Origin of the sequence: Gordonia sp. CPCC 205515, from assembly GCF_048537925.1 — a bacterium.
In the GTDB taxonomy this organism is placed as follows: Bacteria; Actinomycetota; Actinomycetes; order Mycobacteriales; family Mycobacteriaceae; genus Gordonia.
In genome coordinates this window covers 25794-47581 of record NZ_JBCLVJ010000004.1, presented here as the reverse complement: position 1 = coordinate 47581, position 21788 = coordinate 25794, and the positions used below count along the sequence as shown (strand labels likewise).

At 64.2% G+C, this 21788-nt stretch carries 18 protein-coding genes and 1 pseudogene; 15 read left to right on the top strand and 4 right to left on the bottom strand.

The window, feature by feature from the left end; genetic code table 11:
• Window positions 1–29 precede the first annotated feature (29 nt).
• On the top strand, window positions 30–857 hold the full coding sequence (locus AAFP30_RS05460; protein WP_419228854.1) for a hypothetical protein: 828 nt from the start codon (window positions 30–32) through the stop codon (window positions 855–857).
• Here AAFP30_RS05460 and AAFP30_RS05455 read toward each other — a convergent pair.
• Window positions 848–2668, bottom strand: a complete 1821-nt coding sequence (locus AAFP30_RS05455) for a fatty acyl-AMP ligase (RefSeq protein WP_419228853.1) — start codon at window positions 2666–2668, stop codon at window positions 848–850. The genes AAFP30_RS05460 and AAFP30_RS05455 overlap by 10 nt on opposite strands.
• A 41-nt stretch (window positions 2669–2709) precedes the next feature.
• Between AAFP30_RS05455 and gjpA the strand changes: the two genes are divergently transcribed.
• Both gjpA and AAFP30_RS05445 read left to right on the top strand, forming a co-directional pair.
• Entirely contained in the window at window positions 2710–4650 is a 1941-nt protein-coding gene (gjpA, locus tag AAFP30_RS05450; protein WP_419228852.1) for an outer membrane porin GjpA, read from the top strand.
• Between the two features lie 153 nt (window positions 4651–4803).
• Window positions 4804–6546 (top strand): DUF3556 domain-containing protein, encoded by a 1743-nt coding sequence (locus AAFP30_RS05445; protein WP_419228851.1) that lies wholly within the window; start codon window positions 4804–4806, stop codon window positions 6544–6546.
• Between the two features lie 32 nt (window positions 6547–6578).
• Here the strand turns inward: AAFP30_RS05445 and AAFP30_RS05440 are convergent, their stop codons facing one another.
• Window positions 6579–7475: a LysR family transcriptional regulator gene (locus tag AAFP30_RS05440; RefSeq protein WP_419228850.1), complete on the bottom strand. Its 897-nt coding sequence runs from the start codon at window positions 7473–7475 to the stop codon at window positions 6579–6581.
• Window positions 7476–7753: 278 nt separating this feature from the next.
• Here AAFP30_RS05440 and AAFP30_RS05435 point away from each other — a divergent pair, with 278 nt between their 5' ends.
• From AAFP30_RS05435 to AAFP30_RS05425, 3 genes are all read left to right on the top strand, one after another.
• Window positions 7754–8500 carry an SDR family NAD(P)-dependent oxidoreductase gene (locus tag AAFP30_RS05435; protein ID WP_419228849.1) on the top strand — a complete coding sequence of 249 codons (747 nt, stop codon included), beginning with the start codon at window positions 7754–7756 and terminating at the stop codon, window positions 8498–8500.
• An 89-nt stretch (window positions 8501–8589) separates the two neighbouring features.
• Window positions 8590–9183, top strand: coding sequence for a hypothetical protein (locus AAFP30_RS05430; protein ID WP_419229208.1), 594 nt, complete (start codon window positions 8590–8592; stop codon window positions 9181–9183).
• Between the two features lie 256 nt (window positions 9184–9439).
• Entirely contained in the window at window positions 9440–10054 is a 615-nt protein-coding gene (locus AAFP30_RS05425; protein WP_419228848.1) for a GyrI-like domain-containing protein, read from the top strand.
• Here AAFP30_RS05425 and AAFP30_RS05420 read toward each other — a convergent pair.
• A pseudogene (locus tag AAFP30_RS05420) lies at window positions 9972–10946 on the bottom strand (DMT family transporter); the annotation flags it as partial. The gene AAFP30_RS05425 and the pseudogene AAFP30_RS05420 overlap by 83 nt on opposite strands.
• Before the next feature lie 36 nt (window positions 10947–10982).
• On the opposite strand from AAFP30_RS05420, the gene AAFP30_RS05415 reads away from it, so the two are divergent.
• From AAFP30_RS05415 to AAFP30_RS05390, 6 genes are all read left to right on the top strand, one after another.
• Window positions 10983–11555, top strand: a complete 573-nt coding sequence (locus AAFP30_RS05415) for a TetR/AcrR family transcriptional regulator (protein WP_419228847.1) — start codon at window positions 10983–10985, stop codon at window positions 11553–11555.
• 97 nt (window positions 11556–11652) lie between these two features.
• On the top strand, window positions 11653–13221 hold the full coding sequence (locus tag AAFP30_RS05410; RefSeq protein WP_419228846.1) for a DUF222 domain-containing protein: 1569 nt from the start codon (window positions 11653–11655) through the stop codon (window positions 13219–13221).
• Between the two features lie 96 nt (window positions 13222–13317).
• On the top strand, window positions 13318–14004 hold the full coding sequence (locus AAFP30_RS05405; RefSeq protein WP_419228845.1) for a GNAT family N-acetyltransferase: 687 nt from the start codon (window positions 13318–13320) through the stop codon (window positions 14002–14004).
• Between the two features lie 10 nt (window positions 14005–14014).
• Window positions 14015–15019 carry an adenosine deaminase gene (locus AAFP30_RS05400; RefSeq protein ID WP_419228844.1) on the top strand — a complete coding sequence of 335 codons (1005 nt, stop codon included), beginning with the start codon at window positions 14015–14017 and terminating at the stop codon, window positions 15017–15019.
• Window positions 15016–16875 (top strand): multicopper oxidase family protein, encoded by a 1860-nt coding sequence (locus tag AAFP30_RS05395; RefSeq protein WP_419228843.1) that lies wholly within the window; start codon window positions 15016–15018, stop codon window positions 16873–16875. Before AAFP30_RS05400 ends, AAFP30_RS05395 begins: the two co-directional genes overlap by 4 nt.
• Before the next feature lie 28 nt (window positions 16876–16903).
• Window positions 16904–17380, top strand: a complete 477-nt coding sequence (locus AAFP30_RS05390) for a hypothetical protein (RefSeq protein WP_419228842.1) — start codon at window positions 16904–16906, stop codon at window positions 17378–17380.
• On the opposite strand, the gene AAFP30_RS05385 is transcribed toward AAFP30_RS05390, so the two are convergent.
• Complete coding sequence (locus AAFP30_RS05385; protein ID WP_419228841.1) at window positions 17381–17773, bottom strand: hypothetical protein; 393 nt, start codon at window positions 17771–17773, stop codon at window positions 17381–17383.
• Between the two features lie 440 nt (window positions 17774–18213).
• Here AAFP30_RS05385 and AAFP30_RS05380 point away from each other — a divergent pair, with 440 nt between their 5' ends.
• The 3 genes from AAFP30_RS05380 to AAFP30_RS05370 are packed head-to-tail and all read left to right on the top strand — an operon-like array spanning window position 18214 to window position 21785.
• Window positions 18214–19164, top strand: a complete 951-nt coding sequence (locus AAFP30_RS05380; RefSeq protein WP_419228840.1) for a hypothetical protein — start codon at window positions 18214–18216, stop codon at window positions 19162–19164.
• 24 nt (window positions 19165–19188) lie between these two features.
• Window positions 19189–20028 carry a DUF1295 domain-containing protein gene (locus tag AAFP30_RS05375; RefSeq protein WP_419228839.1) on the top strand — a complete coding sequence of 280 codons (840 nt, stop codon included), beginning with the start codon at window positions 19189–19191 and terminating at the stop codon, window positions 20026–20028.
• A gap of 11 nt (window positions 20029–20039) precedes the next feature.
• Window positions 20040–21785 (top strand): SulP family inorganic anion transporter, encoded by a 1746-nt coding sequence (locus tag AAFP30_RS05370; protein WP_419228838.1) that lies wholly within the window; start codon window positions 20040–20042, stop codon window positions 21783–21785.
• Window positions 21786–21788 lie beyond the last annotated feature (3 nt).

The window sequence follows — 21788 nt, the reverse complement described above, 5'->3', positions numbered from 1 at the left end:
CTTCAGCTCCGACGGCGCAGACTCACTGCATGGTCGCGTCACGTCGTGCTCTCGCGGGGATCGTCGCACTGTTCGCTCCCCTGGTTCCGGTCTCCGTCGCGGTGACGCCGGCGTCCGCCGCCGTCGCCTCACCGCCTCCTGTGCAGGCTGTCGCGAGTCGGCCCGCGCCACCGCCGGGAGCGATCGCCTCGGCTTTCGTCGCGAACCAGCTCACGTACTGTTCGCTGATCTGCCCGCACATGCTGGACTTCGTGGTGCAGATACCGACGGCGCTGGTGCAAGCTCCCGGCGTGTACGTCGTTGCGCGGAGCCGGGGCGAAACCTCGGACCGGGCAACGGGAATCGCGGCGAGGTCGGTGACACGCCCGGCCGACTCGGCGATGGCCGGCATCATCGACAACGATCTGAACATCGTGCTGCCCCGCGCCCAGAACGCGTTGGAGGTGGCGGTCGTCGGCATGCTCGACGTCGCCGACACCGCCCGATCGGGCGCGACGCCGGGTGCCGTCGGACAGTCCTTCGGCACCGCGCGCGCCGACATTCTCGACGCGCTCAACGCGCCCATCGTCCGCAATCCCCCCGACATCGCGGTGCCGCATACGCCGGCGCAAGCAGGTGCGCTCGATGTCATCGACCGCGGGTCGGCGGTGTTGTTCCAGGCGCCGGAGATGCTGTTGCCCGAAGCCACCAAATCCGCGGATCTCGCCGCGCAGACATTGGCGTCCACCGGGGATGTTCAGCGTGCGGCAGCCGTCGGCGTCGACCATTTCACCCAGGCACTGGGACGTGCGAACGAGCTCATCGAGCAGGCCAACACAGCACACCACACACTAAACCGCAACCCGGCTCAGGCTTGATGCGACATCACCTGGGTCACCAACTCTACTGCAGCAGTCGCGTTTTCGAGTTGGCGAGCCCGTGCGATGTCCTCGGCGGCGGTGGACTTCTGCCAACGCGCCACCGGATTCAGTTCGCCGTTGATGAACTGATGCCGGCACCGACCGCGCTGGATCTTGCCACTGGAGGTGGTGGGCATGGTCACCCGGTCGACGAGAAGCACCGAATGGGCCATCAATCCGTACACATCGGTGATCGCCTGACGGATCTCCCCGATGACGGCGGTCAGATCCCCTGTGGCGATCCGGTCGCGGTCAACCTCCTGCACCACGACCAACCGCTCCACCTGACGGAGGCCCGGCGTGAACGCGAAGGCGGCACCACGACCGTGGACAAGTGCGGGATGACACTGCTGCACCGTCCGTTCGATGTCATTCGGATAGTGGTTTCCGCCCCGTATGACGATGAGGTCTTTGCAACGACCGGTGATGAACAGTTCGCCACCACGCAGGAATCCGAGATCGCCGGTGCGCAGGAACGGACCTTCCGACGTGTCTGCAATGGTGGCGGCAAAGACGTGTTCGGTCTCTTCCGGTCGCTCCCAATACCCCTGCGCAACAGCCGGTCCGGCGAACCATATTTCTCCGACCTCGTCAGCTGCGCACCGGCGGTGAGTCATCGGGTCGACGATGGCTACCAATCCGGCGCGAGGCCGGCCACAACCGACAAGGGCTACCGACCCGTCACCTTTCGCGGTCTCGACGACACGATCGACAGTGAGTGCCGCCCGGTCGACATGGGCGACTCGCGGCCGCGTGGAATCCGATCCGCCGGAGACCATGAGAGTCGCCTCGGCCAACCCGTACACGGCAGAGAAGGCATCGGGCCGGAACCCGGCGGGCGCGAAGGCTTCGGCAAACGCATCCAGCGAATCTGCATGAACCGGTTCCGCGCCGTTCATTACCCTTCTCAGACTTGAAAGATTCAGCGTCGCAAGTTGTTCGGGAGCGTTGTTCGCAACACACAGATCATAGGCGAAGTTTGGCGCGACGGTGTAGGTCGCACGATGACGCGATATCGCTTCCAGCCACCGCATCGGTCGCTTGATGAACGCGGTGGGCGACATGAGATAGGTGGTGCACCCCAGGTAGATCATCGCGAGAACCCCGCCGATCAGCCCCATGTCGTGATGCTGAGGTAGCCAGAAACATCCGATGTCAGTCTCGTCGCCGCCCCAGGACTGGCGAATGGCTTCCACGTTGCGCAACAGGTTCTGATGCGTGAGGACGACGCCCTTCGGGACGGTGGTAGAGCCAGAGGTGTACTGCACCATCGCAATCGCGTCACTGTCGAGGTCGGGCTCAATCCAGTCTGCAGGATCCATGGTGGCATCGTCGGTCAGGAACCACTGAAGATCTCGAGCCTCACCCAGGGCTTCGAGTGCCGACTCGATTCCGTCCCGGGTCTCGCCGATGCCCAGCACGAACCGCGCCCGCGCATTCGGCACCACCGTCGACAGACGCGGAGCCAGACGTTCGTGTACCGGCACCGCCACAGCCCCCGCGTAGACGCACCCGAAGAAGCCGACAATGTGGTCGAGTCCCGGCCGACACAAGACCAGAACGCGCTGGCCTGCACCACCGCCGCGCTGTAGCGCTGCGGCGACCGCTCTTGCGCGCGAGTCCAATTCAGCATATGTGAGTTGACTGGTCTCGTTCCCGTCGCCGTTATAGGAAAAGCTGAACGCAAGCTTTTCGCCGTGGGTGTGGGCGCGCCGACGAAGCATCGCCATGAGGGTGGTGGCTTGATCAGGGCGTGCGTGCTTGGGCATCTGGGACCTCATCCATCGTGCGGGTCGACCGGGTAGTGACCATGGCCCGGTCCGTCGCGACGCGCTCTGACGCTCGACTGGCGGGAGCGACCTCGGATGCTGAGAGACGATATACCACGAGTCAAGCGGCCCCAGCTCGGGTCGCGGCACCGTCTGCACAGCCTCGACCGCACGGGTCTTATGGCTCTGACCTGCGTATTTTCATCCCAGGCACCTCTCCAAGCGGTGTCACGCGGAGAAAATTGTTGCAACTTTCACATTTTCTCTTCCATTGTGAGACTGCTCAGTCTAAGTTCAGGATGTTCTTACTTTTGAGTAATAAGGAGTTCGCCGTGCCGCGTACAGCCGCCGCCACCATCGATGTGAACGACAATCCATCCCGCCGCCCCTGGCTCGTCGCCGGAGTTGCCGCGGCCAGCGCGAGCATGCTCGCGCTCACGCCCGCCCTTCATTCAGGTATCCCGGACGCGCACAAAGCAATTGAACTCAACACGATCAAACTCACCGCTGACTGGAAACCTCTCGCACCGTACATCGACCAGCTCAACGCGGCGTCTGCCGGCGCCTCCACACTGTTCGACAACTTCATGCTCGCGCCCGGCCTCTCGCTGCAACAGGCGATCGTCAACCAGGCGGGCTACCTGAATGCCGTCATCAGCGGCACCTCCACCATCGAGGATGTCGCAGGCGAGATGCGCGACAACCTGCACAAGATCGTCACGGGGTTATCGCTGATCAGCGCCGATTCTGACACCACCAGCGTGGTCACCAACCACAGCGTCGACGGCCTGCACGGCCTCGTCCTGCAACTCCTCCCGACGTTCCTGCCGGCCGACAGCCCCATCGATCCATCAGTCATCTCGGCCGTCATGAACGTACTGGCGTCACCGTTGAGCGGCGTGCTCATCGGTATGGCGGGCCCCTTTGTCAGCCCGCCGGTCGCACTGCTGAACAGCGCACTCACGATCGCAGCCGCGATCAAGGCCGGCGACCCGGATGCCGCCTTCTCTGACCTATTGGCCACCCCCGCCAATGTCGCCGGATCGTTCTTCAACGGTGCCACACTGGATCTCAGTGGATTGACGCCGTTGATCAACAGCACCGGTGTACTCGGTACCACCACTCTGAACAGCCTTGACATTGCGTTCGGCGGCCTGTTCACCGCCGGCAGCATCGGACGTGGGTCTTACGACGTGAACGGCAACACGATCACCGCGCCCGGCGGGTCAATGCTGAACAGCGTCGGAATGAGCGTGACCACCGACGCCCTCGGATTCCCATTCACCTTGGATATCCCGAGCCAGGCAGTGGGACCGATCGGTGCGCTCGAAGGGATGTCACAGACAGTCGGTGCCCTTCTCGGCGACAATTGGGACGGCAAGAGCGGCAACCCCACACCGCCGCTGGCCGGGCTGCACTTTCCCACGTTCCCAGGCGGATCGGACGACTCGAGCAGCTCGACAGACACCGGCGCCACCGCCGCCAGTGTCGTCAGCGGCAAGCACGTGAGCGAGACAGCTTCCGTCGAGACATCCGCGCAATCGCCTGCGGCCGCCGACCCGGGCACGGAGGCAACCACCACCACGGCGGCCGCCGATACCCCGGAGACAGCGACCACCGAGTCGTCCTCGACCGGTTTCGATTCCACCGCAACGACTTCGGTACCCAGCCAGCCCTCGTCTGCCCCCGTCGACTCGACCGATACCGCGGCATCCGCCGAGAGCGATTCGGCGGGCGCCGATTCGTCCGGTAACGGTTCATCATCTGGCAGCGAGAGCAGCTCCACCGGCACGGATTCCTCGAGCGGTAGCGAAACCTCGAGTGCCGACGGCGGTTCGCCAGCTGATGACACGAGCTCGGCCGGCTCGTCGACCGGCGGCACTGGCTCGTCGTCGAGCTCGGCGGGATCGTCGTCCGGTTCGGCCGGCGGATCCTCGTCGACGGGCAGCGGATCGTCGTCGTCGGGTAGCTCCGGTAGCTAACCGTATCCAGGGCCACCAGAAGTGCTCGACCTCCCCGGGCCGAGCACTTCTGCTGTTCTTCAACAACTTTCATGGGGAGCGAAGGCAAGCCGTTCCATCGCAATTCGTCGAAACCCTACCCAACCAAGCACTTGCTTTGCTAGCGTCCGAGTGGTGCCGTTCCTGAAACAGACCACCCCCACCGTCGACTTCGCGACCTGGAGTCAGGGCACCCGGGCGGAGAAGATCCGCCCGATGGCCCTGCACTGGGCCGAGGTCGGATTCGGGACGCCGATCGCGCTACACCTGTTCTATGTGCTGAAGATCGTCGCCTACGTTGTCGTCGGCTGGGCGATTGTGGTCTCCACGCCCGGCATCGACGGTTTCTTCGACGTGACGACCTGGTACAACGAACCAATCGTGTTCGAGAAGGTCGTGCTGTACACGATGCTGATCGAGGTGATCGGATTCGGGTGCGCGTTCGGGCCGCTCAACAACCGATACTTCCCGCCGTTCGGATCCATCCTGTACTGGTTGCGGCCCAACACCATTCGGCAGCCTCCGTGGCCGTCTCGAGTGCCACTGACCGGCGGTGACAACCGCACCCCGGTCGACGTCGCGCTGTATGCGGCGCTCGTGGTGATGCTCGTCGTCGCCTTGTTCTCGCCTGGCACGGGGTCGATTTCGGCGCTGGACACCACCGTCGGCGTCCTTCCGCTCTGGGAGATTGCGACGATCGTCGCACTGCTGGCGCTGATCGGGTTGCGCGACAAGACCATATTCCTCGCCGCCCGCGGGGAGGTGTACGGCGCGTTCTGTGTGACGTTCCTGTTCGTCGGAGTCGACATGATCATCGGCGCCAAGCTGGTCTTCCTGTGCATCTGGCTGGGTGCGGCGACGTCGAAGCTCAACAAACACTTCCCGTTTGTCATCGCGACGATGATGTCGAACAACCCGATATTTCGGTCACCGGGTATCAAGAGGAAGTTCTTCGAGAACTTTCCCGACGATCTACGGCCCGGTCGCCGCGCCCGGTGGATCGCGCATTTCTCCACGGCCGTCGAGGGTTTGGTGCCGATCGTGCTGTTCTTCTCGCACGGCGGATGGGTGACGGCGATCGCGGCGACCATCATGGTGATCTTCCACTTCGGCATCCTCTCCGCGATCCCGATGGGAGTTCCATTGGAGTGGAACGTCTTCATGATGTTCGGGGTGCTGGCGATCTTCGTCGGGCATGCCGATATCGGTCTCACAGACCTGACCTCGCCATGGCCGCTGCTGCTGTTCGGCGTATCGGTGGCGGTGGTCGTCGTCGGAAATCTGATGCCGCGCAAGGTGTCTTTCCTACCAGGTATGCGGTACTACGCCGGCAACTGGGATACGACGCTGTGGTGTCTCAAGCCGTCGGCGTCGGCGAAGATCGAGCGGGACATCGTGGCGATCGCAGCCATGCCGGCGTCGCAGATCGAACGCTTCTACGGGTCCGCCGAAGCCGCCCAGGTGATGCTGTACATGGGATATGCGTTCCGTGCCTTCAACTCTCACGGTCGCGCTCTGTTCACGCTGGCGCATCGCGCGGTGGCCGATGGCGATGAGGCCGAGTACATGTTGACCGACGGCGAACGGATCTGCAGCACCGCAATGGGCTGGAACTTCGGGGACGGTCACCTGTCGAACGAGCAGTTGATCGCATCGCTGCAGAAGCGGTGCGGCTTCGAACCGGGGGAGGTGCGAGTGGTATTGCTCGACGGCCAGCCGATTCATCGGCAGACGCAACAATATCGGCTCGTCGACGCGGCGACCGGGGAGTTCGAGCGTGGCTTCGTCAATGTCGCGGATCTCGTCACCCGGCAACCGTGGGATGATGGGGTGCCTGTGGCGGTGACGTGGCGGGCAGAGGGCGTGCCACCCTCGTAACCAGGTCCCAACGGTGGAGGTTCAGTGGTGATCTAGGTGCCCTCTGCGCGAACCACTGTGAGGGCTCTGCGGAGCTCCGCAACGACGCGCGACTTGTCGGCATCTCTGGTGCACAAGGACAGTGGACACGGTTCGACATCGTCGATCGGGATGAAGGCGACCCCTCGATTGCGGAATGTCTGCGCGACAAACTCGCCTGTGATCGCCACGGCTTGACCGGCAGCCACCGCCTCCAGCAGTTCATCCATAGTGCGGACCGATGGTCCGTACCGCACCGGCATGCCGCTGGGCCGCGGGTCACATGCCCACCATTTGACCCACTGCGGATCGGCGTCGTCGTCGGCCACGTGCGGTTCGTCGTCGAGGTCCGAGATGCCTATGGATCGCCGTCCCGCAAGGTGATGCGTGGCCGGGAGGACCGCGACCCGTGACTCATGCTGAACGACGTCGAACACAAGTCCAGTGGTGTCGGCAACAGGTGGTCGCACGAATGCGGCGTCGACGTCACCGCTTTGGACAGCCGAAGTCTGTTGTGGCCAGGGTAATTCGATCATCTGGACGGTCACGTCGGGCACGCGTCGTCGAAGTTGATCGAGGACCAGTCGCATCCGTGGGCCCGTTGACGCCGTCATGAATCCAAGCCTGATCGAATTCTCCTGTGCTCGACGATAGGATTCGACGGCGCCGATCGCCCGATCGGCTGTCTCGATCGCCACCCGTGCCTGCGACGCGAACACAGTGCCAATCTCGGTGAGCCGCACCGGATGCGTTGTCCGGTCGAGCAGTTCTGCCCCCAACTGGCGTTCGAGTTTGCGGACCTGCTGACTCAACGATGGAGTGCTGACAAACATCTTCTGTGCTGCACGGCCGAAGTGTCCCTCGTCAACGACGGCAAGTAGGCACCGCACGAGGTGGAGGTTGAGATCCACACCGGCAACGATAACAGATATGTGACGTGGCGCACAGCACTGGCACCGCGCTGAGCTGCACCGTTAGCTACTTGGTTTACGGTCAGCGCGGAATATGTAATGGACCAGATGCCGCGATCTCGCCATTATCGAAGCACACCATTCGGCCCGCGAATCGACCTCACAGCCCGTCTCAATCGCGCGTCCTGTCGTGTGGCAATCCATCGCCGATCGGTTGTCGTCCACTGTGATGAAGGAAGGTCATGACCACCACAACAGTTCGAATACCCACGAGATCCATGGTGACGGGAGCAGCGTCGGGCATCGGTTTTGCCATCGCCGAGCGTCTCATCGCCGACGGCGGCTCGGTGCTGGCATTCGACCAGGATGCAGCCGGACTGGAAACAGCCGCAAAGGAACTCGGTGAGAGATTCTTCGCGAATCCCGGCGACGTCACCAGCGCAGCCGACATCGAATTGGCCGTGACGCGAGCAGACAACGAATTCGGCGGGATCGACAGCCTGTTCAACGTCGCCGGTGCGCTCCGGCCCGGACCGATCACCGAACTCGACGAACCGACATGGGACTTCACCGTCGACATCGTGCTGCGCGGAGTCTTTCTGTGTACCAAATATGTTGCGCGGAGCATGATTCGATCCGGAACCGGAGGATCGATAGTCAATGTGTCGTCGTTAAACTCGCACATACCGCTGTACGGCGGCAGCGCATATGCCGCCGGTAAGGCCGGCGCTGATATGTTCAGCAAGAACGCCGCACTCGAACTCGGACGGCACGGCATCCGGGTCAACGCGATCCTGCCCGGGCTCGTCGATACCCCGATGGCGGGATTCATCACAGGCAACCCCGGCATCATGAGCGAGTTCGAGGCGAACGCCGTGTTGAAACGCCCTGCCCACCCCGCCGAACTCGCGGCACCGGCAGTCTTCCTCGCCAGCGCAGACGCAAGCTATATCACCGGTGTCAGCCTCGTCGTCGACGGTGGTTATGAAATCGGCAGTTACCCCGACCTCAGCAAATACCTCTGAACTCGACCTAGGAGAACACCATGAGCACAACCGAATTCATCGCACATGCCATCACGACCCGTACTCCCTACGAGGAGGAGTTCGTCCACATGATGGACGACGTCGACTCCCTCATCGATGCCGAGACCAATCCGCTGCATCGCACCATTCTCATCAATTATCGCCGGCATGGACTGCTCGAGGTCTCCGGTCGCTACGAGGACCTGCTCGCGCCAAATATGACTGTGGCACATCCCCATTACCGGATCTTCGAGGGCGGACAGGGTGTGATCCTTGATGGCATGGAGGCTGTCCGCGCCTTCTATCGGCAACTCGAAGAACTCGACATGCTCGTGATGTGGACGGGGAAACAGAGTATGGCAGTGCATGATTGGGGTTTCGCTGGAGAGGCGGAGTTCAGCCAGTTCGTGCCGGGAGCGCTGCTCGGCGACAATGTCTTCGATGCGGTCGCCAACGGCGTCGGGTCCGAGTCGAGATACGATAGCGGCTCGTTCTATCTGGTTCGCCGCACGCTCGCCTTCATGTGGCCGTACAACCAGGACGGCAGGATGATTGGCGAACATGTCTACGAGGACACCGAGTCGAAGGTGATCACGAAGGTGAACGACGACGAGGTCATTACCGCGTCGCGAGCCGCAGAGCTGTTGGCACCGATCATCGAGAAGTACGGGGTTCCGCAATAGGCCGGCGCGCGCACAGATAGCGCCGCCATGACCTCTTGATCGCGCCCGCTCGCCAGCCGCCCTCTGAGGAGCGGCGAGCGGGGCAGCGGTGTTTCCGCTTTCGGTGGCGAGTCGAGGTACGCATCCCACGCGCCGACTACTCTCGGACCATGGACGTGCTCTCGATCGCCTCGCTGCGCGCGGCCTCGCCTCTGTCCGCCGTGGGGTTCGCTCCCGCGATAGCCTGTCCGTGCGCGAAGGGACCCACGATCGCCGCATGAAGACCGACTTCAAGAAGACCCTGGACTGCTACCAGGCCAAGCACAATCAGTTCCGCATCGTCGACGTTCCGCCGTTGCAGTACTTGATGATCGACGGGCACGGTGATCCGAATACCGCGGCCGAGTACGCGAGCGCGATCGCCGCCCTGTATCCGGTGGCATACAAGCTCAAGTTCGCGAGCAAGCGTGAGCTCGATCAGGACTACGTCGTCATGCCGCTCGAGGCCCTGTGGTGGGCCGACGACATGGCCTCCTTCACGTCCAGTCGTGATAAGTCGCAATGGAATTGGACCGCGATGATCGTGGCGCCGGAGTGGATCACCGACGACATGTTCAGCGCCGCGGTCGCAGCAGTCGCCGCCAAGGACCGGCCCGCGGCACTCGACAAGCTCCGGTTCGACACCCTCAGCGAGGGGCGCTGCGTCCAGACCTTGCACATCGGGTCCTACGACGACGAGACCGCGATCCTCGAGCAGATGCACGGGACGTTCATTCCGGATGCGGGACTGCGCATGACGGGGAAGCATCACGAGATTTATTTGAGCGATGCGCGTCGGGTGGAGCCGGCGAAGCTGCGGACGATTCTGCGGCAACCGGTTGCCGAGGCGTAGCAGCCCGGTTCACCACCCAGGTAGCGCTCAGGGCCATTGCGAGTCCGAGTGCTGTTGTCCACGTGAATGTCTCGCCGTACATTGCGGTACCCCAGAGCGCTGTCACCGGCGGAATCAGGAACATGAGGGTGTTCACCGCGGTCACCCCTGAACGCCGGAGCAGTATCCAGTAGAGGCCGTATCCGCCGATCGTCGACAGAACGACCAACCAGGCTATCGCCAGCCAGAAGTGTTCCTGCATCGGTGGTTTCGCGGTTTCGGTCGCCACGCAGACGATCGTGAAGATGCCGGCGGAGGTTGCGCAGTGCACGGTCAGCGTCATCATCGGTGACATCGTGTCCGCACTGCGTCGGTCCAGGAAGGTCGCCGCCACCAGGCAGGCCATACCGATCAGCGGCACGAGGTAGCCCCACCACGGCGCGTGTCCGGCCGATGACGTCGCATCGGTGCAGGTCACAACGACCACGCCGATCGCCCCTGCGGCCAGGCCCAACCATTGGCGACGACTGGTGGCGGCACCGAGAACAGTTCCGGCCAGAGCAGCGACGACGAGTGGTTGGACACCGTCGATCAACGCCGTCGTGCCCGTGCTGACGCCCAGGGAGACAGCCCAGTAGATGGTGACCGTGTAACCGGCCTGCGACAGTGCGCCGATAAGGACTTGTCGACCGTAGCCGCGGCCAGCCCTCAGAGTCCCGGGACTACAGGTCGCAAGAACGGTCACGAGGAGAGCGGTGACCGTGATGAATCGCCACATCAGCACGGTGGTGACCGGTACCCCTGGGCCGATCAACTTGGCACCGATGAAGCCCGACGACCAAGTGAGCACGAACAACGCACTGAGGACGATTGTGACCCAACGGGTGGGTATACCGATCGGTGAAGTGAGCATGTCGGCGACTATACCGATCGGTGTAGTCTGTGTCATGTGACGACTGATGTGGAGTGGACACCGAAGGCGCGGGAGATCTTGGCCGCCGCCACCGAACTGTTCTACGACCAGGGCATTCACGCGGTCGGAGTGGAAGCCATCGCGGCACGCGCGGGGGTTACCAAGCGCACCCTGTACAACCGGTTCGAGTCGAAGGAGCAGCTGGTTGTCGAATACCTACATGCCCGCGACGTCGCGTGGCGCGAGCTGGTGGCGCGTCATCTCGAGTCGGTCGGCGACGACCCGCGCGCTCGCCTGGCCACGATCTTCGACGCCACCCGGGAGTGGATGATCGAGCGAAGCCCCAAGGGCTGCAGCATGATCAACGCGCATGCCGAGATCAGCGACCCGGCGCACCCGGCATATCCGATCATCATCGGACAGAAGCGCTGGATGCTGGAGTTGTTCACCGCCATCGCGAGAGATGCCGGCGTCGAGGAGCCCGCCGTGACCGGGGAGCGACTCCTGATGACGCACGAAGGGGCGCTGGTGACCGGTGGGATGGGCGTGGTTGCCGACGCCTACGACGCCGCCGGGGCGATGGCGATGGCACTGTTGGACGCTGGTTGAGCGACCGCTCATTGATCAGAAACTGGGTCTTGTCCTGACCCTCCGCGCGGCGTAGACTATCGAACATCAGTTCGAGCGATTTGGGAGGTGAGGCTCGATGACCAGCGGCAATGAGAGTGGCGACACCGGCGCAGAGATCGTCGGGCTCTACCGCGAACTCGACGACGTGCTGGACCGGATCGCGGCGTCGTCAACGACGTCCGCCTCGCATGATGAGGTGCTGGCGGTCGCCGAATCCCACGAACGCTCGGCCCGGCGGATGGCCTACCTCGGCCTGCGGCGGGTGATGGATTGCTCGGACCGCGGGGTCACGGAACGCGAGGGTTACAGCCGACTCACCGACTTCATGGTGCTGCACCTGCGGATCACCGACCCGGGTCGACGCCGCAAGTTGATGGCAGCGTTGTTGTCGATGTACTCGCTGACCGGGGACGTCCTGGACCCGAAACTGCCGAACCTGGCGGCGGCGTTCGCCGAGGGGGCGATCGGCCCCGACCATGCGCTGACGGTGATCAAGATTCTCGACAAGATCCCCACCGCGGTGGAACCAGAGTTGCGGGACAAAGCCGAGTTGGTGATGGCCGGTTACGCCCGCGACCATGAGCCCAAAGAGCTGATCGTCCTGGGTGCCGAACTGTTGGCACACCTCGACCCCGACGGCACTCTCGCCGATGACAAGGATCGGGCACGACGGCGCAGCCTGGAACTCTCGAAGCAGGACGCCGATTTGATGAGCACCCTGGAAGGACACCTCGACCCGGTCACCCGAGCGCTGTTGGATGTGGTGTTCGCGGCGTGGGCGGCTCCGGGAATGAACATGCCGGGCGATCCCGACTCACCGAAAGGCAGTAGCGACGACGTCGACATGGAGGTGCTGAAGAAGGCGGCCGAGCGTGACTACCGCACTCCGGCGCAACGCAATCATGATGCGTTGCACGCACTGTTGGATGCGGTCGTCAACGGCGGCGTCCTCGGAAAATCCCATCGGGGGTTGCCGCCGCAGTTGATCATCTCCATCACCGAGACCGCGCTGCGGGCACAGGCCGGGGTGGCGACCACCGCCAGCGGTGCGCTGCTGCCGATCTCGGAGGTGATCGAGTTGGCCGCCGAGGCGCAGCAGCACCTCGCGGTGTTCAGCGGTCACAGTGCAGAACCGCTGTATCTGGGGCAGGCCAACAGGTTTGCGAACCAGGCACAGCGGTTCATGTTGTTCGCGCGGGACGGCGCGGTGTGTACCTGCCCGAATTGCACTCAGCCGTTCACTCATCTCGAAGCCCATCATGCGGAGAAGGATTGGGCGCAGGGCGGGTTCACCGACATCATCGATCTGGCCGGGGCGTGCGGCAAACACAATCGGATGGTCGGTGACAAGCCGGGGCAGTGGTCGACCCACATCATCAAAGACGGACCCGACGCCGGGCGTCCCGCGTGGGTGCGTAACGGGCGCGACGGACGCCGCGGGAAGCCGCAGGTCAACCGCAACGGGATCGTCGGGGCGGAACTGGCCCGCCGATTGCGGGAGCGGCACCGCCCACCGGATAAGGAGAAGAACTCGCGGACAGTCGAATCCGCGCCCAGTACCGGACCACCGGGCAAACCGGAAGAGCGACGAAGGGTGCCGCGGTTGATCGCGTCGGGGTGGGCAGTCAACACCCTGGACCTGTAGCAATCCCCCGCTCCCCCGAGCGGGGGGGTGGTTGCGGCGTGCGCCGAGCTCTGGGAGCGAGGGGTGCGGGGCGCGCTGCTGCGCTACGGTCGTGACGTGGAACCCGACGAGGCACCGCTCGACAACCCGGCGTACGCGGCGCTGATCGGCCCGCATGCCGAGTTCGTCGAACGTCGTGGTGCTGCGGTGCGCTACGCGCCCGACGTCTGCCCGATGGCGGCGCTGCCAGACGATCCGTCGGAGTGCGACTGGGCAGACGCCGCGGCGCTGGCGGGGCCCGGGTCGTCGTTGTTCCTGCCCGTCGTGGATGTCACCGCACCCAGCACGTGGGGTGTGGTGATGTCGATGCCGGGAGTGCAGATGGTCGATGCCGGTATCAAGGCGGTACCCGACCAGGAGGCTGTCGCGCTGACTGCGGCCGATGTGCCGGAGATGCTGGATCTGGTGCGCCGCACCGACCCTGGGCCGTTTCGGCCGCGGACGATCGAGCTCGGCACCTACCTCGGCATCCGCCGGGAGGGTGCGTTGATCGCCATGGCCGGCGAGCGGCTGCGGGTGCCGGGCTGGACCGAGATCAGCGCGGTCTGCACAGACCCCGCCTATCGGGGGCAGGGATTGGCGAGCCGACTGATCAGCGCGGTCGCGCACGGGATTCGCGGGCGCGAGGAAATCCCATTCCTACATGCCGCGGCCACCAACACCAGTGCGATACGGCTCTACGAGACAATGGGGTTCGTACATCGGACATCGGTCATGTTCCAGGTGTTCCGAGCACCCGAGTAACGGAGAATCCATGGACGCCAACCAGTTACGACGCCTCCCGAAGGCCGAACTGCATCTGCACATCGAGGGCACGCTCGAGCCGGAGATGGTGTTCGAACTCGCCCGCCGCAACGACGTGCGACTGCCGTACGCGACCGTCGCGGATCTCCGTCGGGCCCACGCGTTCTCCGATCTTCCGCATTTCCTCGACCTCTATTACGCGTGTATGGCGGTGCTGCAGACCGAAGACGACTTCGCCGATCTCGCCGCCGCCTACCTCCGGACCGCCGCGGCACAGGGCGTGCGGCACGTCGAGGTCTTCTTCGATCCCCAAGCGCACACGTCGCGCGGTATCCCGATCGCGACCGTGGTGCAGGGCCTGCGACGCGGTCTGGATTCGGTGCGCACCGAACCCGCGATCCACGCCGACCTCATCGCCTGCTTCCTTCGAGACCGACCCGTCGCCGAGGCCGAGCAGACCCTCGACGACCTTGCACCGTTCTTCGATTCGGTCATCGGCGTCGGCCTGGACTCGGCGGAAGTGGGTTTCCCGCCTGGGCAATTCGCCTCGGTGTTCGCGCGTGCCCGGGAGGCGGGACTGCATGTGGTTGCGCACGCCGGTGAGGAGGGGCCGCCCGACTACATCTGGGAGGCGCTCGACGTGCTGGGTATCGAGCGAGTCGATCACGGTATCCGGGCACTTGAAAGTGCCAGTCTCATCGAGCGTTTGAGCACCGACCGCATACCGCTGACGGCATGTCCGCTGTCGAACGTACGCCTGCGATGCGTGGACACGCTAGGCGTCCATCCGCTACCGGCGATGCTCGACGCGGGGCTGATGGTGACGATCAACTCTGATGATCCGGCGTACTTCGGCGGATATGTTGGCGATGTCTTCGTCGCGCTCCGTGACGAACTCGCTCTCCCCGAGGAGCAACTCATTGCATTGGCCCGCAACTCATTCACCGCATCGTTCATCTCGTCGGAAGAACGTGCGTTGCTGCTCGAGCAGTTGGCCGCGCACTCGTCGTCATGATTGGCCCACTCAACGCGCCAGGTTTGACGCGGCGCTCGTTCCTGCAGGCGGCAGGCATCGCGGGAGCGGCGATCGCGACCCCGGCCGTCGCTTCTGCGGCCCCGCTCCCGTATTCTCCTCGCCTCGACCATGATTCGCCGATGGTGCCCGGAGTGCCCTTCTTCACCTATCACTCTCCGCCGCTGGTTCCGTTCGTCGACGAGCTACCGCGACTGCCGATCATCGGACCGCCCCGGCGAATGGTGGCCGCCAACGACAGCCACCAGTTCCATCGAGACCTCCCACCCGTGCCCAGCCTGGGTTTCGGTGGCCTCTCCCACCACGGTCCGACCATCGAGACGTTCGCCGGCGAGGAACCAGAGATCACCTTCGCCAATCAGATACGGCACAACCCGATGGGGGCCGATGTCGATCCCACGCTGCACGGCGCCTCCGACATCGATCGGTCTTACGCGCCCTTGACCGTTCACCTGCACGGCGCACCCAATGGACCCGCCGACGACGGGTTCCCCACCTCCCCATTCCGGATGGGCCGGTCGGTCACATACCGATTCCGCAACTCGAAACAAGCCGCGTCGCTCTGGTATCACGACCATTCCATGGGGACGACCCGGCTGAGCATCTACGCCGGGCTGGCGGCTCACTATTTCGTCCGCGATGAGTGGGACACGGGTCGCGACGACAATCCCCTCAACCTGCCGACCGGCCCCTACGAAGCCGCACTGATCCTGTGCGACAAGCTGTTCTACCCCGACGGCCGTCTGCGTTACGCCAACACACCGACTGTCATGCCTGGGCATTGGTCCGGCGGCATGGCCGGCGACACCATGGTGGTGAATGGCAAGGTATGGCCGCGGATGGCCGTCGACCGGGGCGTATATCGGTTCCGGATCCTCAATGCCAGTCAGCTCGAGGACTACCGACTGTCCCTCTCCGACGGCAGCCGCTTCTGGGTGATCGGGAGCGATGGAGGGCTATTGAACACGCCTGTCCCGGTCACCGCCGTCGACATCGGTGCCGCCGAACGATACGACATCCTCATCGATTTCGGGTCTCGGGTACCCGGCGATCAGATCCAGCTGATCAACACGATGCAGATCTCCTGGATCGCACAGGCCAATGGCGCCAAGATGATTCGGCCAGTGATGAGGTTCGACGTCGGTTCCACGCGCGGACGATATCGCACCGTGCCGCAGCAACTTCGTGGTGCCCCGAATCTTCCCGGCGCACTGCCAACCCGAGACACCGGACATGGATCCAGACGCATAGCGACGCTGAACGTGACTCTCAATCCACGCAATCCGTCGTGGCTCGGGGTGCTCAACATGAACCTCAATAATCTGCCGTTCGACACCGACGAGTTCGAGCACCCCGTCCAGGGCACCACCGAATACTGGGACCTGGTCAACGCGGATGCGATCATGCAGACGCACGCCATGCACATCCATCTCGTGCACTTCCGGGTGGTCGGCCGGTGGGATTTCGACAAGGTCAGCTACCTCGCGCATCATCCCCCGCCACTGCTCGGTACCCGGTGGACACCGGACCCGGCACCGTTCCTGACCAGTCGGATGTTCGCTCCGGCCCCGTACGAATCCGGTTGGAAGGACACGGTGCGCTGCCCACCCAACCAGGTGACACGGATCGTCGTGCGGTGGCCGACCCAGGCGGAGTTGGGATTTGATCCCGACGCGGTATTCGTCGGCAACGACGGAGAGCCCTTACAGGGATACGTTTGGCACTGCCATCTCACCGACCACGAAGACAACGAGATGATGCAGCGGCTGCGGGTTGTCCGGCCGGGAGGACAACACAACCCGGAACTTTCACCGATGCACCGTCACCACAACCACTGAACGCCAACCCCTTTCGAAAGGCACGCTGATGGACACGTTCGTCGCATGGTGCGGCTTCTTCGGCGCCTGGCTGCTGGTGGCCGGGCCGATGTATCAGGGCGCGCTCGAGCTGCACGAGCAACAATTCGACCGGTCGGCGATCGTCACTCAATCGATGACCATCCCGCACCCCAAGCGGGTGTCGCCGTGGTGGTGGTTGCTGCCTCCGGTGGCCATCGTTCTCATCCGCCGGACACAGGGCTCCTGGCAGCGGGAGGTGATGGCCTCGCTGACGGCGCAGCAACGCGAAGAGTTCATCACGTATTCGAACAAATCCGTGGGCTGGTTCATCGTCGGCAGCGGCGCCGCGCTGATCGGCATCAAGGAGGCGTTCGAGCTGGTCGAGGTGATGGAGTGGCCGGAGTGGAGCACGCTGATCCTGTGTGTCGTCGCTGCCGCGCTCGGACTCACGTACACCGTGCAGCGCATGCGTCGGGCCGAAGACGCGTTGCACCAAGAACATTGATCACCGCCGGGGCATCGCGAACTCCACCAGGACGATGACCACGGCCATCACCGACGACATCGCCAACAGAAAACTCGGACCACTGGTACGCGAGTCCAGAACTGTCACCGAGGCGATCGCCGCGAGCACATCCACCACGATCATCACCGCCGCGATCCGCCGGACCAGGTCCCACCGCAACGGCGACTGCGCCACCACCAGGATCATCGCGACGTAGCCTGCGACGTTGACCGCACCGATCACCACGGCATATCCGGTGTCGACCGCTACCCCGGCAAGCGTCGGAATCGTCGACAACATGAGCGTCGCGACGATTCCGGCCAGCGCCAGCACAATCACCAGCACCTGTTGGGGAGCCGGGCGCTGCGGGTCGGACTCGTCGTCGGGGCTCACCGTTCCCACGATGCCAGCGAGGGCCGAAATGTTCCCGGCTTCGATCACCCGAATGCGGGTCAAAATGTTCCCGGCATCTGTCGCCCAAATGACGTTCGCGGCCGGTCTGCCCAGGTCAGCGGGTCGTGAGCCCGTCGGTGGGTAGTCCTCCCCATTGTCGGTCCATGCCGATCGGGCGCAATCTGGTTCTGCCAACGCAAGCCGCCTCATACGAAAATCGCTGAGGCAGAAAGGAAATCACAATGATTGTCGCCATCTGGAATGTCTTCGCATCCATCTGGAACCTCGTCTTCAGCATCATCTGAGGACCTGCCGCACAATGCCGTCCGAACTCCGCGTCGGGCGGCATTGTGGATCCGGCGTCGAATGACGGATCCGGAATTGTCAGTCCGAATTGCTACGTTCTCCGTGCAGTCGCACCCCGACCGAAAGTCCAAGCGATGAGCAGCAACCGCGTCTCCCTTAACGACCAGTTGGTCGCCATGTCGACGGCCAGTGGCCGGCCGGCCGTTGACCGCGACCAGCTACGGTCGCTGCTCGCCACCGGCACCCCTGAACTCGCTCGCTACGCCTACCTGCGCCACACCGCGTCGAACCGCCCCGCCCCAGCACCGCCACGCCGCCATCCGGCCGGCTCGTTCTGGGGATGGTGTCTACGGCATCGGCCCATCGCAATCATCATCGCCCTGTTCCTGTGGGCGTACCTGGGCGGGATCACCGGCTCGGTCACCATCGGCGGACTACTCGTCGCGACGATGGTCGGCGCCATCATCGTCGTCCAGACGTGGCCCCGACGTCGACGCACACCGCCGGCCGACACCAACCCGTGGCCGTTCGGCGCCGATCGCGTGCCGGGCTACGGCCACCTCGCCGGTGAGTCCAGGCTGCTGCGCCCAGAGGCCGAACTCCTCGGCATCGCGGTCCTCCTGGTCGAGGGCATCAGGGTGTCGCCGATCGCGAAGAACAACGTCATCATCGTCGGCAACCTGCTGCACCAGGTCGAGCAGTCGTTGCAGGGCATCGGCCACGAGTGCTACCGCATCTGGCAGATCCGGTCATCCCTCGAGGCGCCGGAGACGCACACCGACGTCGGTGCCGCGTTGCAGGCTGCCCTAGATCAGCGCATCGGGATGGTGCAGCGGAATTGGCGTGAACTGCTGGACAACGTCGCGCAACTCGCCGAACTCGCGGTCAACGTCGACGCCTACACCAAACTCCTGCGCGATCATGAGCGTCATCAACGGCTGATCGCCGAATCCCCCGGCTACCCGATGCCGGCGATGCCTCACCCGCAGTGGCAGCAACTGCAGGAGATGCAGGTCAATCTGGCGGCGCAGGTGGGGTTCATCAATGACACCGCCCGACGAGTGAGCAATGTCGACTTCCGGTGAGAGTGGCGCGACTACGCTCATCGCATGAGTGCACTGGGCCTGGTCCTCATCGTCGCCGGGGTGACCTGCGTGTTCTGCTGGGTTGCGTCGCTGCTGACCAAGGACACCTCGTGGGTGGATCGCCTCTGGTCGATCGTGCCCGTCGTCTACGTCTGGATCTTCGCCATATCGGTGATCACCAACGGGCACGACGCCGCGCGGCTGATCGTGATGGCTGTCGTCGTGACGTTCTGGGGACTGCGGTTGACGTTCAACTTCGCGCGTAAGGGTGGCTACTCCGGTGTCGAGGACTACCGGTGGGCGGTCCTACGAAACCGCATGTCGCCCGCACAGTTCCAGCTGTTCAACCTGTTCTTCATCGTGCTCTACCAGAATGCGCTGCTGGTCCTGATCACACTGCCCGCCTACTTCGCGGCGCAGCATCCGACCGCACTGACGCTCTGGGACTTGCTCTTTGGTGTGCTGTTCCTGCTGTTCCTGATCGGCGAGACCCTCGCCGATCAGGAGCAGTGGGCGTTTCACCAGGAGAAGGCGCGCGCCGAGGGCCACCTCGAGCCGGGTTTCGTGACGAGCGGGTTGTTCCGCTACAGCCGCCACCCCAACTTCTTCTGCGAGCAGGCGCAATGGTGGATGATCTATTGCCTCGGCGCCACCGCCGCGGCGACCTCGGGCCTCGGGTTCTTCGGCGGCGCACTGAATTGGACGATCATCGGGCCGGTGTTGCTCAGCGTGCTGTTCATCGGGTCAACCAAGTTCACCGAATCGATTACCGCGGCTAAATATTCGGCGTACACCGACTACCAACGCCGCACCTCGATGCTGATACCGTGGCCGCCGCGCACCACTGCCGGACAACAGCTTTGAGGGGACCCGACATGACAGCTCCGGCATCGACCACGACGCTGGGACGGTGGCTGCCCGGGCTCACCACACTGCGCAACTACGAACGGGGTTGGTTGCGCGGCGACCTCGTCGCCGGCGCGGTGCTGACCGCCCTGCTCATCCCGGCCGGCATGGGCTATGCCGAGGTGGCGGGACTGCCACCGGTGACCGGCCTGTACGCGACGATCATCCCGCTGCTCGTGTACGCGATCGTCGGGCCGTCGCGCATCCTGGTGCTCGGTCCCGACTCGTCGCTGGCACCGATCATCGCCGCTTCGATCATCCCGCTGGCCGCCGTCGACTCCGAACGAATCGCGTTGGCCGGCTTGCTGTCCATCGAAGTGGGCATCGTGCTGCTGGTCGCCGGACTGTTGCGCCTCGGCTTCGTCACCGACCTGCTCTCCAAACCCATCCGAATGGGTTACCTCAACGGCATCGCACTCGTCGTGCTGATCGGCCAGCTCCCCAAACTCCTCGGATTCAGCGTCGACGGCGACTCGGTGATTTCCGAGGCCGTCGAGACCGTCAAGGGCATCGCCAACGGTAAGGTGGAATGGCTGCCGACCGCCATCGGCCTGATCTCACTGGCAGTGATCCTGGGACTCAAGAAGTGGCGCAAGGCGATTCCCGGAGTCCTGGTCGCGGTGGTGGGCGCCATCATCATCGTCGCGATCTTCGGCTGGTCCGATGATCTGCCCGTCGCCGGCGCCATGCCGCGCGGCTTCCCCGCCCCCGCGTTGGGTGGCGTCACCGTCTCCGACGCCTTGCACCTCATCGGTCCGGCCTTCGGTATCGCACTGATCGCGTTCGCAGACACCAGCGTGCTCTCCCGCACGTTCGCCGCACGTGCCGGCACCACCGTCAACGGCAGCCAGGAGATGGCAGCCATCGGCACCGCCAACGTCGCGACCGGTTTCCTCGGCGGGTTCGCGGTGTCCGCGTCGTCGTCGCGCACCCCGGTGGCCGAGCAGGCGGGGGCGCGTACCCAGCTCACGTCGGTGGTGGGTGCGGTGCTGATCGTGGTGTTCATCCTGGTCGCGCCGGGCGTCACCGAGTACCTTCCGTCGTCGGCGTTGGCCGCCGTGGTGATCTCGGCGGCGCTGTCGTTGGTCGACATCCGAGGTGTGGTCGAGCTGTTCCGGGTCAAGCCGGTGGAGGGTGTGCTGTCCGTCGCGGCGTTCCTCGGTGTGGCGTTGATCGGCGTGTTGCAGGGCATTCTGGTGGCGGTCGGGCTGTCGTTCATCGCGTTCGTCAACCTCGCGTGGCGGCCGTACCGCACCGAACTGGGTCGGGTGCCCGGCGTCCGCGGTTACCACGACGTGACGCGGTATCCCCAGGCCCAGCACATTCCGGGAGTCCTGATTCTGCGCTTCGACGCCCCACTGTTCTTCGCCAACGGCGGCATGTTCGACGACTATGTCCGCTCCAAGGTGGTCGAAGCGCACGCCGCCGGACGCGACATCCACACGGTGGTCCTGGCCGCCGAACCGATCACCGAGATCGACGCGACCGCCGTCGACGAACTGGTGGAACTCGACGACTTCCTGATCACCCACAACATCACGCTGATCCTGGCGGAGATGAAGGATCCGGTGCGCGAGCAACTCGCCCGCTACAACCTCATGCTCGACGGCAAACCGCGCTTCGACGACTCGCGCTTCGCCCCGACGACCGGCGCGAAGATCGACGAGATCACCGGGCAGATACGCACGGATATCGGGCGCGACGACACCCCGTGAGAC

Bases quoted from the DNA above. Each gene is read 5' to 3' on its own strand.
- AAFP30_RS05460 (WP_419228854.1), top strand. From the start codon at position 30: ATGGTCGCGTCACGTCGTGCTCTCGCGGGGATCGTCGCACTGTTCGCT.
- AAFP30_RS05455 (WP_419228853.1), bottom strand. From the start codon at position 2,668: ATGCCCAAGCACGCACGCCCTGATCAAGCCACCACCCTCATGGCGATG.
- gjpA (WP_419228852.1), top strand. From the start codon at position 2,710: ATGGCCCGGTCCGTCGCGACGCGCTCTGACGCTCGACTGGCGGGAGCG.
- AAFP30_RS05435 (WP_419228849.1), top strand. From the start codon at position 7,754: ATGGTGACGGGAGCAGCGTCGGGCATCGGTTTTGCCATCGCCGAGCGT.
- AAFP30_RS05430 (WP_419229208.1), top strand. From the start codon at position 8,590: ATGATGGACGACGTCGACTCCCTCATCGATGCCGAGACCAATCCGCTG.
- AAFP30_RS05425 (WP_419228848.1), top strand. From the start codon at position 9,440: ATGAAGACCGACTTCAAGAAGACCCTGGACTGCTACCAGGCCAAGCAC.
- AAFP30_RS05410 (WP_419228846.1), top strand. From the start codon at position 11,653: ATGACCAGCGGCAATGAGAGTGGCGACACCGGCGCAGAGATCGTCGGG.
- AAFP30_RS05400 (WP_419228844.1), top strand. From the start codon at position 14,015: ATGGACGCCAACCAGTTACGACGCCTCCCGAAGGCCGAACTGCATCTG.
- AAFP30_RS05395 (WP_419228843.1), top strand. From the start codon at position 15,016: ATGATTGGCCCACTCAACGCGCCAGGTTTGACGCGGCGCTCGTTCCTG.
- AAFP30_RS05390 (WP_419228842.1), top strand. From the start codon at position 16,904: ATGGACACGTTCGTCGCATGGTGCGGCTTCTTCGGCGCCTGGCTGCTG.
- AAFP30_RS05380 (WP_419228840.1), top strand. From the start codon at position 18,214: ATGAGCAGCAACCGCGTCTCCCTTAACGACCAGTTGGTCGCCATGTCG.
- AAFP30_RS05375 (WP_419228839.1), top strand. From the start codon at position 19,189: ATGAGTGCACTGGGCCTGGTCCTCATCGTCGCCGGGGTGACCTGCGTG.
- AAFP30_RS05370 (WP_419228838.1), top strand. From the start codon at position 20,040: ATGACAGCTCCGGCATCGACCACGACGCTGGGACGGTGGCTGCCCGGG.